Genomic DNA, 13,796 nt, shown 5'->3' with positions numbered 1-13,796 from the left:
CTTGAATAGTCAACCAATGTTGATACTACTCTCTTATCCTCTGAGGATTTCAGCAGAGAGTGGTTACACTTTAGAGACAGCGGCGACCCCGCTACTTCCACTGTTGACTTGTGAGTTAATCAAAAGTAAATCGAGAAACGCCTGATTCGCCCGATAACAAGCGGTACAGGCTTCGAACCCACAGCTTTCGTTTCTATAAATGCTATACGACTACATATTTTGCGCTACTCCTCGTCGGCCATCCCCACAAGCCACCACTTCGCTCGAGTGAGTACACCGGCTTGCGCCCGCCGGTCCTCGCGGGATTGCTCACGTTCGATCGCCCGCACGAGGTCCGTGTGTTCCTCGCGCTGTTCGAGGATTAGCTGTTTTTCGTTCCGTAGTCGTTCGTTTTCCCGCTCCAGGTCGGCAATACGCTCCTCGTATTCTGCTTCGAGGTCAGTCACCCGTTCAGACAGGCGTTCATACTCCTGTATGAAGGTCCTCACCGCTTCACTCTTTGATTCATACTCGCCACCGTCACCCGTTTTCTCATTGAGAAGGGCGGCCTGTTCATCGGTAACGGTGATTGTAAGACGCGGCATTATGCATACCTTCACCATGACGGTGAAAGGTCTATGTCAGACGCACGGCTTGCGATCGATCAGCCTTGTGCAACAATCGCGTTTCATAGACGACCGAGTTGCACAAGGTACGAATTCCAGTCTTTACACATTGGCCCGAAACGCGGTGTGTCTCAGCTCACTCAATGCCTATTTTTCCGAATAATGTTGCCGGTAGTCTACTCCTGTGACCTCGCCAGCGTAGTCTCTCGGATCAAATTGCTCGCATTGAGGTCGGATTTTGCACATCCACTAGATGTTGATTTTGATGTCAGTCCATTTTTCTTAATCGATGCGAAATTACATGATGGAACTAGTGGAAGTCCAGTATTATATAGAGACACAGTGGAAGGGCGGCCCCACCCACGCTATCAATTGATTGGTATCCATTCGGGACAGTATGACCTCGCGCAGGAGGGTAGTGAGAATTTAAATAGAGTTTGGTTCCTAAAACACCTTCGTGATCGGTTGAATGAGATCGAACCTACCTTGTTTGATGAGTGGTGAATCATTGCACTACCTGATATCGGTCTGATTCATACTGAGTAGAGAGTAGACCGCACTTGGTGATCAAGCTGCAATCTGGAAATCCCCGAACATTGTCGGTCATGAGAGGCTATCCAGAGAGAGGAACCCACTTTGTAGCACTCTACACCGGGGTTTCGCAGCTTGATCCTGCCTCCCGATCGACGAGAATACGGCTACTTCTCTCCCGAAAGATAGGTTTCCATATCGGGGGTTTCGCCCGATCAGCCGCTTAAAAAGCTTATATACAAGACACTATGCGACAGATCTCCCTCCTATTAGTGTTATAGGCGAGAAGAATACTACTCGACGTGATACTTAGTAGAAGCCCCGTAGATCCTCCAAGTGATCAGTCGCCGTTTCTTCTCTCAGTCCCTGAGCGCGTTTCTCAAGCGATTTAATCCGATCCGTGTTCTGTACGTTCCTATCCGCTATCGTAGCGAGGTGGCTTACTGCTTCCGCGAGTGCTTCCGTTCTGTCGAGATCGTCTTGATCGGTGTCGGCCTGCTGCTCCTCGAGATTTTGTGTGGACTCTTTGCCGTGATCGGCAAACTCGGAGAGAGTGGGTTGATCAGGCATACTGTAGCTATGGAATCCAGCTACTTCGCCTTGTGCAACATTCGACCGATCAGGAAAGGCGACTGTTGCACAAGGCGAGAACAGCAAAGGCATGGGGATGAATGCGCCAATGGGATGGGCTTCAGTTTTCTGAGCGAAAAAGAGAGGTCGGCGGCCTACTCGAGCATCTTAATCCGTCCGTGGACCCACCCCATTCCTTGGCGACAGATCACGGCCTCGCCCGGGTCGAAGTTCCGGAGGTCGCCCTTCGCGAAGTGATACTCCTCTTTCTCCTCACTCTCGTTGGGCGTCCGGCTGTCGCCTGAACCCCGCGTGTACTGCTCGAAGGACATCCCGATTCAGTCCTGCAAATGAGCGAGTTCAAACACCATGATCTCCAGATCAGGGGCGTCCTCGTACCGACACACCCACGTCGGACCGATTGGTACTTCATTTCGATATGCCGCTTGAAAGAGACGCGATAGCTTCCGTTGTAGTTCCTTCTCACTCTGGATCCCTGATTGGCGTCGATCTGCTCTCGATTGCCCCCTGAGCGATTCCTGACGTGGCGTATTGTCGATCAGCTCGATCTCCGCGAGATAGCCCTCTTTGAAGAGAGTTAGCATAAGCCGTTGGAGATCTTCCCTACTCGCGTTCCCGTTCCGATCCATATTCGAGACAACGGCGTTGGTTGTCTCGGTGAACGCCCCATCATACTCGATCGTCCAATCTGCGGCAATCGTTCCCGTCGCCCCCTCAACATCGGCGAACGCTACATACGTCATCGTGGGTTCACCTCGATTACCCCGTGACTGCTCGCCATGATCTCGAAGCCGCTGAATCGGAAGACGACCCGGCCCCACCGTTTGTGATCGGTCGCAGTAAACAGGTCGTCGAACGCGCTCGTATCGATCACCGAGTGGAGTGGGTCGAGATCCATCGGATCCGTGCGGGTCATCGCAGCGATCGCAGCGACCACAGCGACGCTCGGCGTATCGACCTCTGAATCGTACTCCAATCGATAGACCCTCTTGCCCTTATGGTAAGTGATCTCGTCCGCTGAGTCGAGCAGGTCATCCTCGATATGCAGATCGGGATACTCCCCATCGTCGACGACCGCCTGTTGTGGAAAGGCACCCGCTCTCCTGGTGTTTGAATCCCCTTGATACACAGTAGAGTTATGGTCGTTTCGCGGGTGAGTCTAACTGTTGCTTACGTAATTTCTTTATATACTCAGTCATCCGGAGTGATTAGGGTACTCGCGATGAGGCGTCTGGTACCCCGTTTGAGGCGGGAGGCCACAGCCTGTCTGGTAATCCCAAGCTCGTCAGCGAGTGCTTGTTGCGGTAGTTGTCGCGGCGAATCATAGTATCCACCGGTATATGCGAGCGTCAATGCCTCTCGTTGGGCGTCGGTCAGATCATACTCGTGCCCTGATCGTAACGGGGAAAGCGCGTGCAGTTGGGACAGCTCGACGGGAATCTCGTGCTCTTTGCAGTACGTATGGAACTGGGAGATCGCCTGTTGTTCCTCGCCACGGATGTTGAATGTCCACTGTGCCTGTGTTCCAATGGCCGAGATAAGTTCCGCTTCCGTTTCAAGAATAGCGGTTAAGATACTCTCGTACTCGAAATCCCAGTCGATGCGGATGAACGCGTTACTGCCGACGTTATCGATCACACGAATATCGTGAATCCCGGGATGGACAACGTTATTCATATCAACAGTAGTGACATCCGCGTCTTCGATCCAGAAATACGGGATGATCGCTCCGTCTGTGGGGACAACGCGATCGAGTTCGATTTGCGTGTCGGGGAAATCCTCGAACACAGCAGCTAAGGGGAAGTCGCCCTCGGTGGTCGTGAATGAGGCTTCAATTGCCATACTAACAGTAGTCGAGAGTGAATCAAAGAATGTGTGGATGAGTCCGGACGCATCCTCGACGTGGTTCCTCCTATACGAGGATCGGCCAGACATGGAAATACTCACCTGCGAGCTTGCAGAGGAGCGCCACGATAGATGCGTACTGGCCTCTACTTCACTTCTGATTGTTGCCCAAGGCGAGTAAAAAGAGTCGACTACTCCTCGAGCAACTGGATCCGACAGTAAACCCACCCTTTCCCCTGGCGGCAGATCACGGCCTCGCCGGGGTCGAAATTCCGGAGGTCGCCCTTCGCGAACTGATACTCTTCTTTCTCCTCGCTTTCGCTCGGCGTACGGTCGGATCCCGAGTTCCGCGTGTACTGCTCGAAGGACGTGCCGACGGCCTCACGGAGATAATTCACGCTCTCCTCATCAGCCGTCCGAAGGCCGATCACCGTGACCATGCCCGACAGTAGCGCGTGGGCGCGTTCCTTCCCGTACGTGTCTTCGAGCTGGGCGACTGACTGAAGCGAGAGAATCGCCTGACAGTTGACGCCCCGGCCCACGTTGATCAGCTCACCGAGGCGCTTGATCGTCGCGTCCAGGTGCTCGATTTCGTCCAGCAGGTAGTACGCCGACCGGTCGGGGTCGTCCATGCCGTGCATGATGGCCTGGTCGATCAGGTGGCGGAACACAGGGGCAATCGTCCCTGACTGTCGCGTCGGGTAATCGAGCACCAAGACCCGACCGTCGGGGTTCTGCATGTACTCGCGGATCGAGAACTCGCCGCTCTCCGCGAAGTCACCCACAAAGAGATCCGTGATTTGCTGTTGAGCCGTCGCGAATACGGAGCCTGCCTGGCGCTCCGTCTCAGGGTTGATGGCACTCGCGGCGGCGGTGAGGTCCTCGTGGCCGTCCCGATTAAGGTCCTCGTGCATTTCCTCCGGCGTTGTACGTTCCCAGTACCGGACGAAGTCGGCGTTGTCGGGGTTCTCGAGTTCCCGATACATGTACTTCAAGATCGCCGCGAACAACTGCCGCCCGGCCGCGTTCCAAAAGTCCCCACTCTCCTCAGGGAACAGTGCTCGTGCGAGTTCGTCAGTGTCTTCCTCGGTCTCAATCTCGGCAAAGATATTCCAGGCGAGTGCGTGCCCGTTTTCGTCGGCCGAACCCCCGGATGAGAGGCGGATCATGTCGTCTCCGCGGTCGTCGAGGAACTCCTGATAGTCGGTTTTGTGATCGTAGACGACGACGGGCTCGTTCGGGTCGTTCTGCAGCTGATCGACGAAGTGCTTGAGCGTCTCGCTCTTGCCGGCCCCGCTTGCGCCGAGTGTGAGCAGCGACCGGTGGGGGATCCGCACACCTTTGATGAACCGGCTACTGATGTCTTCGGCGTCGGCGGAGTTGAGCTCAATCGGAAGGGCGAAGTTCTCCTCGTCGGGCTTCGGGGCGGCCGGGAACACTTTCCGTTTCACGCCGTAGGCTAACCCGGCCGTTCCAAGAGCGGCCACAGGCAGGAGGGTCTCGACCACCATTATCGGCCCCTCCCGATTTCGCGTTCGTGTTCTCGAAGATACTCGCTATACACATGGTGGGGAATTGGCGTTCTTCCCACGGGTTCGCCGAGTGGCGTCTCAGTGCCGTCGGCCGTGTAGCGAGTGTCATAGAAGGTGTCGCCACAGTCCGCACACTGCCGGTAGTACGGCCGGTAGGTGGAGAGGACGATCTCCCCCGATTGGAGAGACACATCGTCATACGTGCAATTGCCTTCTACGTAGTCAACATCTTGGTGTGAACAGCTGTCCTCGCTATTCGAGAGCCACGAGGAGAGGACTGAAAGAAATGTCATCGCCCCCTTCCGTGTCCGCGAGTGCGTTCATTCTGCTGTTCCTGCTGAAGTTCCTGTTCGTTCTCGCGAGTCCGGTCGCGTCCGTACTCGAGATACGTCTCATGGGCGCGTTTTCGTTCGCGCTCGATGTCGTCGGGGTACATTGCTAAGTCTGTTTTATCGTTCGCTGTCATGGCGATATGGACGTCTCTGCCGTTCTCCTTGTCGTCGTGGACGGAGTAGACGTAATCAGCCGTGGGTCTCTCCTCGGTCATGTCGCGCATGTATCGCCGGGTGGCGCGATCGAGGTCCTCGTCGGAGCGTTCACCGTGGTCTCGAGGACTGATGATGATGTGCCGGTTCCGCTTGCCAGCGGCCTTCTCGTTGAACTGTTCGATCTCCTTCTTGGACATGGGGCGGCCGGTCCTGTCGCGGATCGCCTGCTGATCGTGCTGAAGGTAGTTTGTGAGCTTCTCGGTCCCCGCGTCGTCGGCGTAATCCGTCTTGTAGATCGTATCGCGGGCGTCTCCGTGCATGGTTAGCGGTCCAAGAGTTCATCGACGCTTTTCGCCTTCCCTGAGTCCGACTGTGGTTCGTCTTCCTCGAGGTCGTCGGCGTCGGGGGGCGCTTCCATGTCAATGACTTTGTTCAGCCGTTCGTGGCTCGTCGCGATCGCGTCTCGTCGCTTCGGGTCGGCGTAGTCGGCTTTCAGTAGTTCCCACAAGGCGATCGAGTACTTCCCCGAGAGGCGCTGCTGTTCCTCGAGGGCTTGTGCGGCGTCGGCCATGTCCTCGGCGGCTTCATTAACGATTTGCGTGAGGCGTTGCTCAACGTTGAGGTCCTCGGCGAGTTGTTCTTCGGCGTCGAGTTGGCGCTGGCGTCGAATGAGTTGCAGACAGTAGCCACTCAGGGATTTGCCGCGGTCGTCGGCTTCCTGTTTGAGAGCGTCGCGTTCTTCGGCGTTGACGTAGAACGTCACCCGTTTTGTCCGACCGTCTGATGTGTTGTTATTGGTCATGTCTCTTACCTCGTGGGGTATGCTGGCTGGCCTGAGTTTTTTCGCTGAGCCGGTGTTTGAGTCGCATGGCAGGTTAAAGACGCACTGTGTAACCCTTCTAATCGGCATACGGTAGCGGTCATGTTACGGTGTGCACCACAGTACGAGCAATGTGGCCCCTATCCTAGTAGTTTTTGGTCCGATCCGTGGGCATACCTGGCCGGTCTGAGACCGTGGACATACCAGACGTGTCTATACACCTGATATTTTTGATTTGTCTCACCTTGTGCAACATCTCCCCTTCTCACAAAGACGATTGTTGCACAAGGGAGTGTATCAAAGAATGATCTGACTGACTTGGTTTCACGTCAAACTTCGGTTACCTTACTGATACGTAGAACGTGCGTACTGTTCGTACTTTCCAGTATATAATACTCAGATTACGCTGTCACCATCACTGCTTATGGAGCGAGGAGCTGTCTCTCCTCTATGACTGATTCGAGTAGCGACGAGTTCGACCCAACAGCACCAGATCAACGGGAGATCGGCCGCGAAATGGTTGACGACAGTACGGGACTCGGTTCGGTGATGGCCCACGCCTATCGCGGAGAGATAGACCGGGTGGGGACGTGGCGGCAGCGCCTCGACGAGACGACGACGTGGGCGGTGACGCTGATGGCAGCAATCTTGACGTGGGCGTTTTCGAGTACCGATAACCCACACTATATCTTGCTGATTGGGATCGTTGTCGTCACCATCTTTCTGGGCATCGAAGCACGGCGGTACCGGGACTACGATGTCTTTCGCTCTCGTGCTCGAGTCATCCAAGAGAACCTGTTCGCAAACGCCCTCGATCCGTCCCAAGGCACTGAAAGTCATGACTGGCGAGCGGAACTGAGCAGGGACTATCGCAGGCCGACGCTGAAAGTCTCGTTATACGAAGCTCTCGTAAACCGGCTCCGGCGTGTGTACCTTGCTCTACTCAGTGTTCTATTGGTCGCGTGGGTCTTCAAGATTACAGCGTTCGCGCCGCGCCAAGACTGGCTCACAACCGCTGGAATCGCCCGTATCCCCGGGATTGCTGTGGTTGCCGTTGTGGGTGTGTTCTACGTCGTACTGCTGGGCATCACCTTCTGGCCCCGCGAGCGCCATGCCAAGGGTGAATTCCGTGAAGGGGACCCGGACGACTGGAAAGAGACAGACGGATAAATCCGCACGTCCTACGTAACAGGTACTTCATCTATTCTGACCGGGAACTGAAGACAGCACCAACCACTACATACAGGGGTATTGTGATCAGTCGCCCCGTTCAACTTCGCGGACCACGGCGGCGGCCTGCTCCTCGATCGTGCAGGTCTCGCCACCGTCAGCCCGTGCCGTTACCGGCGTCGGTGTCTCTCGGAGTTGCGCCTCGAGAAGGATTGTTTGACCTTGTGCAACGTACGCCTTTCATAGAGGCCGAATGTTGCACAAGGCTTGGCATTTTTTATATACTCAGCCGTAAGTCACGCTTTGTTTGAACCCAGGTCGCCGTCGTCATGCGGTTTGCACTTGTGATTAGAAATCAAAAGTAGTGCTCTACAAGTTGGCACACTCGTCGCAAAGGCGGGTGGGTGACTAGTCGGAATATCAGAGGCACCCTGTGTTCCCATGCTAACAATTCCCACCCGCTAATTGAGTATAGATGCTCCTCAGGAATGTATTTTTCCCCTCGTACAGAACATATAATAATTCCTTCAACTGTCCCGTGATTAGTTCTGAAATCAGAAGTGGACTAGCGCCGGGTAACTGCTCGCGTTGGTGTTCCCCTCGACTACTTTTGCGAGCGTTTCGAGGTCGGCCGCCGTGACAGTCTCCTTTTCGGGAGTGTCCGCATCGGCCTCGTCGTCCTCGTAATCTCCGAGTTGCGTCTGTTCGCTCATGAGTAGGGGGCGGCTCAATAGCGGTCGAACACTTCGTCTTCGCGAGCGGCCAAATCGCTCTTTTCCATTTTCGAGCGGGGCGCCGGGTGGGATTTCCCGCCGAATACCTCGCTCTCGAGTTCGGCCAGCGACTTCTCGTCTTTCGACTTTTTGTCTTCGGGGCCGAACACGTCCTTCTCGACTTTTGCGAGTTCGGCGCGCTCCTCGCGGGCGGCCTCGATCGCCTTCTCGACTTCGGACGAATCCGACGAATCGAACGAGAAGTAGTCTTTCATTTGCTTTTCAATCGATTTGGTTTCGGCGGATTCGGAGGGGACGGTGAGCGTTGGCCCGCGTGTCTTTTCTGACCATTCCATCCGGTGCAGCATTTGCTTCGTATAGTTGCCAAAATCTCGTCAGAAGGACTCTTTCAGGAGTTCTTCGCGGTCTTTGCGGGATCCAGCCATTATGGTTAAAATTACCATCTCTATACATTTAACTGTATGGTCGATTCGGGCGTCTTAGTCTAGTTAACCCCTCGAGAACTCGAGAATTGGGGGGAGTGTCTTAGATCATTAAATAAGATTACAGAAGAATACCTATACTCCCGCCACTATGCACCAGCCGTGCCACCCGACGTTGATTACGCGATGAGTGTCGTTCAGTTAACTGGTATTCTAATCCCCCTGCTACTTGGAGTTACCCGCTATTACGTTAAGGAGGAAAATGAGAATTTAATATCAGTTTCCAATGAGACGATTTCGATCTATCTCGGGCTCTTATTCATGCCGTTGTTCATTGCATTCCACCAGTCACTCACAATCATTACCGCCTACGGTAATGACCATCTCACTATAGCAGTGTTCTGTTATGGAGCTTTTCTTGCACTCTTATTCGCCTCAATCCCCTACAGCCTCAATCAGCAGAAATTAGCGTATGTATTCGGAGGAATGGGAGTGATCAGTCTCGTCGTCGGGTTCGTACTACTGGCCACCGGAGTACCCCCCTGATCGACGGAAACAGAATACCGCCACCACACTGCCGTCGCGCCTGTGGCACTCTATTTGATATGAAATATCTGGCTCTGTTGAGATCCTTTGTTGCTGACATTCAGAAGCGGTGCCCTACGTGCCATTCTCGGTCGATACAGTGGAAACTAACCGCTATACGAAACCGCAAGACGTGAAGAGGGTTTCAACAAGGCCAAATATCTAAAATAAATGATTTATCCAAGACATTATGCACCTCGCTGCATAAGGGAATAGTAGCCTTGTCAGAGGCTACAAAGCTCATCCAAGAGTAGGACACAGGGTGATGTCAGAGGCGTCCTGCGTCCCTCTCCCCTTGTGGGCGCTTTCACGGTGTTGAACACGTTCATCAGCGCCTAGTTTGTAATGATTCTACACAGGGATACGTCTTGGCATCAGGCGAATAAGCAGCTAGTCTGCTAGACACACTACTGTGATGGGAGAGTAGCCAGCCAGTGGTTACAGAACTCATCCAAAAATGGGACGCAGAGTGATATCAGAGGCGCCCTGCGTCCCCTTCCCTTTTGGACGCTTTCAATCCACGAAGAGCAGTGCGATTTCAGTGTTCAAGAAGAGATCTTGTAGGCCAAGCACAGACGGGCTAGCTAGGTCAGCCCATAGAGTACTCCAACCGCGACCGCAATCCAGCCGTCGCGCCTCCGGCGCTCTGGCAGGATACGATACCGCCACCGCAGCGGGATAGACCGCACCGCCTCACGGTCGAAAGTCAGCCTGCTTCGATATTTCGACAGGGGGTGTCAATATCCTCTTAGAGGGCGTGCCTAAGGGCACTCAATCAAAATACCACAGCCACCTTCGCAGAAGCGCGCGAAAAATCCGATCCGAAACGACGGCTCGCGCGACGAAAATCAGGCCGAAAAAGTTACACATGATGATAAGTCGGCTGGCTGTATCTATCGATCCTCCAGATACGAACTGACCTCTGATACGTGCCACAGCTGACTCCCGGAACCCTCGCTCGCTCGGGACAGTCGTCATACCGCACGCACGAGAGAACCGCCTCCGGATGCTGAAGGGCCGAGTAGCGGGGAGAGTTACACCGAATCAGAACAGGACACCCCAGGATTCACCAACAACTTCCTACCAGACGAAGTACGTCAAGGGTGTCCTATTTCCTCTATACCGTCATATCAGTATTGTTAGAGAGGGCTTACGGAGACGGCTCCGGACGAGTACTCGCTCGAGATGCGTGACACACCGCACACGCATGGGATGGCCACCACGGGAGAAGTGGGCTCGCGTTAGTCGTCGGCAAGTGCGGGCTTCGCGATCGCGTCGGTCCCGTCCTCGTCCTCCTGGTCGTCCTCGAGGTTGGCGGCCAGCTGCTCGAACTGTTCGCCGCCGTGTTCATCGGCAACGTACTGTGCAAACTCAAGGCCGCCGTTCGGGTCGTAGTTGAGTAGCATATCCTCGAATGGCGAGGCTTCGACGCGCATTGGGATCCAGCCGTGGTGATCCTGAAGACTGATGAGACACTCCGAGTAGCCTTTCCCAGAGCGACCCGTCACGAGGCCGTTCCGGACGCGGTCGGCTTGCTTCGCGTTCATGCCGAAGCGCTCGAGGGTTTCGACGTCGACGCCCGGCGTTCGGAAGAACCGGATGATCGAACACTGATCCTTGAACACCTCCTTGTCGTCGCTCGAACCGCTGGCGAGGAACTCGCTGGGGTGTTGGCTGATCAGCGACAGCGCACTCTCGAAGCGTGCGTACTCCCGAGCCGCACGAGTAACCCAGTCGACGGCGCGCTCGTCGTGCATAAGGACGTGGGCCTCGTCGGCCACGAACTTCGACTGTCCCGGTGCTTTCCGAATCGCTTGCGAGACCTGTCCGAGCACGAGCTGGAGCATCACCGACGTCTCGACGTTCGTCTCGGAGAGGTCGAGATAGACCATGTCGACGGCCGGGTCGTCGAGACCGAGCCCCATCGTATCGACCATGTCGGTGGTCTCATCCTCATCTTCATCCTCGTCACCGAGCAGCGCGTGGTACTTCCCGTTCGGGCGGAAGCCCGAGAGATAGTCGAGGAGTTCGGCGAGTCGGTCGCGTTTGATCCCCGTTTCGGCCTCGTGGCCGGAGATCGTGTACTCCTCGGTCGAGTGGATCATGTCGCTCGCCACGTCGAGGTAGTCCGTCATGTCGGGGCTGTCCATCTCGAGAGATTCGGGGTCGTCCGGTTTGATCCCCGCCCGGCGATAGGTCCGCATGGCGATCTCCTCGATCGAGGAAACGTAATCGCCGGTGTTGCTCACGCCCTGTGCACGCAGAACGCCGGTGATGAACTGTGAGACCTCTTCGACTTTGAGCCGGACGGGATCCGAATCGCCACGACCGACTGAATAGGCGTCGTCGGGTGCGCTGATCGCAAGCGGGTTCAAGGGCGTACTGCCGTCGATCACGACATGTGACCCGTCACAATACTCAGTCAGCCCCGTGAATCCGTTCTGGGTGTCCGCGACGATCAGCGTGCGGTCGTCGCGTTCGTTGAACCAGCGGCCATCGATCAGCGTCTCGGCGTACGTTTTCCCGTGTCTGGTTGTCCCGATCGTCAGCGTGTGGCCGCTTGAACCTCGGTCGAACTCGTCGACCACGACCGGCGAGCCGTTCTGCGTGTTCCGTCCCCAGAGCGTGCCGTTCTCGTCGTGGATGATCGCCGAGCAGAACGGGAACATGGCCCCGATAGCTCCGCCGCCGGCCAATGTTGATCGACCGCCTTCGATCACGTCGCCGGTGTTCTCCGCGCCGAACAGTTGCCGGACGCCGTGCATCCAGTCGGTCCCATCGACGGCGTCGGTGTACTCGTCTAAGCCGATGGGCGAGGACGCGACGAACGCCTCTTTCTGGCGAAGTCCCGGTGCGACGAGCGTGAGGTTCGCCGGCGACCCACCGACGGCCTTCCGAATCGACTCGGCGGTGTCCTCTAGGTGGTGGCGTTTGAGGACGTCGAACCCACGTGTCTCCGCGACGTCATCCTCGAACTCCTCGAGGACTGAGCGGCCGCCCGCGCGAACAGTGATGTAGCCGTTGATCGCCCACGGCTGGGTCACTTCGGCCGCGAGTTGCTGATAGAGTCGGATGTAGGACTTCTTGGATTCGCTCACGTCGAGCGAAGAGATGTCAGTGCCACGGTCGGCCTGCTCGACATTGAGATCGCGAATGTCGTACCGAAGCGCGTCTTTCACGAGGTCGCGGTCGAGCGCCCGGTTGTGGATACACACGTCGACGTCGACGTCGTCGCGAAGGGTGTAGAGGTCACGCAGGAACATCGAGCGGGGGCTGGGATCCCAGCCGCTCACCCAGTACGTCCGGGCGACTTGCTGGCCGATCTCGACGAGACCACGCGTTGCGTCAAAGTGCGAGGCCGCGATTCCGAGGTCCTCGGCGAGCTGATCCTCCGAGTGCGAGACGGTCACTTGTGAGTCGTCGACGGCCTCGGTCGGGGTGATCGCCTCGTCGTCTTGTTCCTCGGCGTCGCGAAGGCGGTCCGTAGGGGACTGCCCGGACCAGAACCGTCGAAGCAGCGCTGCCATCTCCTGTGTGCCGACCGAGGTCGCGGAACAGTCGGCGACCGAGCCCGCCACATCGGTCCGAAGAATCCGCTTGCGGTCCGCGAGGTCGTCCCTCATCTCGCTGAACGTGACCGCGTCGATTCCGTCGGTTGCGTCCTCGCCTGTGTCCTCTCCCTCTAGGTCGGCGTACTGAGCGCGCTGTTCGTCGGCCGATGCCTCCACGATCACGTAGTGGCGCCACTCGCGGGCCTGCCACGTCGGCTCGTCGGCGTCGATGAACCACTCATAGACGGTGTTAAACATCTCCCGAACGTATGCCATCCGCTCGCGCTGAAGGCGCGGTGAGCGCGCTTCTCGGTCGTACTGACCGACAATACGCTCGGGGTCGAAGTCGTCGGTCGTCGAATAAAACCGGAAATCAAAGTCCTTGATCTCCTCATCGACCGCCGCCGAGAGGTCCGCGACCATCCGATTGCGCTCTTGCTCGGTCATGTCGGCCGTATTGACGCCGTCAAATCGGACGGCCCCGACGAGCCGCCCGTCGGTGGTCTCGACCGTCCCGTCGTCGTAGAGTTCCTCAACTTGATGGATCTGACTCGCGGCGACTTCGGCGTGCGTCCACGGCATGGCAAGCTGGAGGCGATTGAACGCGATTGCGTCCTGGAGCTTCCACATCGGCCGGGTTCGAGACGCGGTCTGTTGAACGACCAAGTAGACCATCGACGTCCACGCCATCGTCGCGACCCACACGATACCGGACACGAATAAGCCGAGAAGAGGAATCGCGAGAAGCCCGCCCACGAGACCGAGTACAGTCGGAATCAGGAACGGGGCGTTCTCGAAGGTGATCCATCGCCAGATTGGGGTCGACGTATCCACTGCTGGGGCCGTTACTTGTGTCGGGTCTGCTGGTTCGTTACTTCCGTCGGTATCAGTCATGGGTCTGGATCTGAGTTGTGGTGTCAGT

15 protein-coding genes are annotated in these 13,796 nt (G+C 56.4%); 2 read left to right on the top strand and 13 right to left on the bottom strand.

Going from position 1 to position 13,796, the window contains the following annotated elements; all coding sequences use genetic code 11:
- Nucleotides 1-224: 224 nt before the first annotated feature.
- The 10 genes from HAPAU_RS19600 to HAPAU_RS22685 form a co-directional block, all read right to left on the bottom strand.
- The gene (locus tag HAPAU_RS19600; protein ID WP_066385967.1) at nucleotides 225-584 is read right to left on the bottom strand and encodes a hypothetical protein; all 360 of its coding nucleotides are present in this window, start codon (nucleotides 582-584) and stop codon (nucleotides 225-227) included.
- Between the two features lie 861 nt (nucleotides 585-1,445).
- On the bottom strand, nucleotides 1,446-1,706 hold the full coding sequence (locus HAPAU_RS19595; RefSeq protein WP_066385964.1) for a hypothetical protein: 261 nt from the start codon (nucleotides 1,704-1,706) through the stop codon (nucleotides 1,446-1,448).
- A gap of 155 nt (nucleotides 1,707-1,861) precedes the next feature.
- On the bottom strand, nucleotides 1,862-2,038 hold the full coding sequence (locus HAPAU_RS21440) for a hypothetical protein (protein ID WP_245634283.1): 177 nt from the start codon (nucleotides 2,036-2,038) through the stop codon (nucleotides 1,862-1,864).
- Between the two features lie 6 nt (nucleotides 2,039-2,044).
- Complete coding sequence (locus tag HAPAU_RS22690; RefSeq protein ID WP_066385962.1) at nucleotides 2,045-2,470, bottom strand: hypothetical protein; 426 nt, start codon at nucleotides 2,468-2,470, stop codon at nucleotides 2,045-2,047.
- Complete coding sequence (locus HAPAU_RS22115) at nucleotides 2,467-2,856, bottom strand: HalOD1 output domain-containing protein (protein WP_066385961.1); 390 nt, start codon at nucleotides 2,854-2,856, stop codon at nucleotides 2,467-2,469. The genes HAPAU_RS22690 and HAPAU_RS22115 overlap by 4 nt, the downstream gene beginning before the upstream one ends.
- Nucleotides 2,857-2,918: 62 nt before the next feature.
- On the bottom strand, nucleotides 2,919-3,569 hold the full coding sequence (locus tag HAPAU_RS19580) for a helix-turn-helix domain-containing protein (protein ID WP_066385959.1): 651 nt from the start codon (nucleotides 3,567-3,569) through the stop codon (nucleotides 2,919-2,921).
- A gap of 194 nt (nucleotides 3,570-3,763) precedes the next feature.
- The gene (locus HAPAU_RS20775; protein ID WP_084383945.1) at nucleotides 3,764-5,083 is read right to left on the bottom strand and encodes a type IV secretory system conjugative DNA transfer family protein; all 1,320 of its coding nucleotides are present in this window, start codon (nucleotides 5,081-5,083) and stop codon (nucleotides 3,764-3,766) included.
- Complete coding sequence (locus HAPAU_RS19570; RefSeq protein WP_066385958.1) at nucleotides 5,083-5,295, bottom strand: hypothetical protein; 213 nt, start codon at nucleotides 5,293-5,295, stop codon at nucleotides 5,083-5,085. Before HAPAU_RS19570 ends, HAPAU_RS20775 begins: the two co-directional genes overlap by 1 nt.
- 98 nt (nucleotides 5,296-5,393) lie before the next feature.
- Nucleotides 5,394-5,912: a relaxase/mobilization nuclease domain-containing protein gene (locus HAPAU_RS19565; RefSeq protein ID WP_066385957.1), complete on the bottom strand. Its 519-nt coding sequence runs from the start codon at nucleotides 5,910-5,912 to the stop codon at nucleotides 5,394-5,396.
- A 2-nt stretch (nucleotides 5,913-5,914) separates the two neighbouring features.
- Nucleotides 5,915-6,394, bottom strand: coding sequence for a plasmid mobilization protein (locus HAPAU_RS22685; RefSeq protein ID WP_245634282.1), 480 nt, complete (start codon nucleotides 6,392-6,394; stop codon nucleotides 5,915-5,917).
- Between the two features lie 468 nt (nucleotides 6,395-6,862).
- Here HAPAU_RS22685 and HAPAU_RS19555 point away from each other — a divergent pair, with 468 nt between their 5' ends.
- Nucleotides 6,863-7,582, top strand: a complete 720-nt coding sequence (locus HAPAU_RS19555) for a DUF2270 domain-containing protein (RefSeq protein WP_066385954.1) — start codon at nucleotides 6,863-6,865, stop codon at nucleotides 7,580-7,582.
- A gap of 554 nt (nucleotides 7,583-8,136) precedes the next feature.
- Here HAPAU_RS19555 and HAPAU_RS21430 read toward each other — a convergent pair.
- Both HAPAU_RS21430 and HAPAU_RS19550 read right to left on the bottom strand, forming a co-directional pair.
- Nucleotides 8,137-8,295 (bottom strand): hypothetical protein, encoded by a 159-nt coding sequence (locus tag HAPAU_RS21430; RefSeq protein ID WP_157078592.1) that lies wholly within the window; start codon nucleotides 8,293-8,295, stop codon nucleotides 8,137-8,139.
- Between the two features lie 14 nt (nucleotides 8,296-8,309).
- A complete protein-coding gene (locus tag HAPAU_RS19550) occupies nucleotides 8,310-8,651 on the bottom strand; it encodes a hypothetical protein (RefSeq protein WP_157078591.1) in 342 nt (113 codons plus the stop codon).
- Nucleotides 8,652-8,900: 249 nt separating this feature from the next.
- On the opposite strand from HAPAU_RS19550, the gene HAPAU_RS19545 reads away from it, so the two are divergent.
- A complete protein-coding gene (locus HAPAU_RS19545) occupies nucleotides 8,901-9,284 on the top strand; it encodes a hypothetical protein (protein ID WP_169802700.1) in 384 nt (127 codons plus the stop codon).
- 1,280 nt (nucleotides 9,285-10,564) lie between these two features.
- Here the strand turns inward: HAPAU_RS19545 and HAPAU_RS19540 are convergent.
- Nucleotides 10,565-13,768: a hypothetical protein gene (locus HAPAU_RS19540; protein WP_157078590.1), complete on the bottom strand. Its 3,204-nt coding sequence runs from the start codon at nucleotides 13,766-13,768 to the stop codon at nucleotides 10,565-10,567.
- Nucleotides 13,769-13,796: the final 28 nt, after the last annotated feature.

Source organism: Halalkalicoccus paucihalophilus (genome assembly GCF_001593955.1).
Classification (GTDB): domain Archaea; phylum Halobacteriota; class Halobacteria; order Halobacteriales; family Halalkalicoccaceae; genus Halalkalicoccus; species Halalkalicoccus paucihalophilus.
Note: the sequence above shows the minus strand (reverse complement) of the source record. Positions and strands in the feature narration are given on the sequence as shown.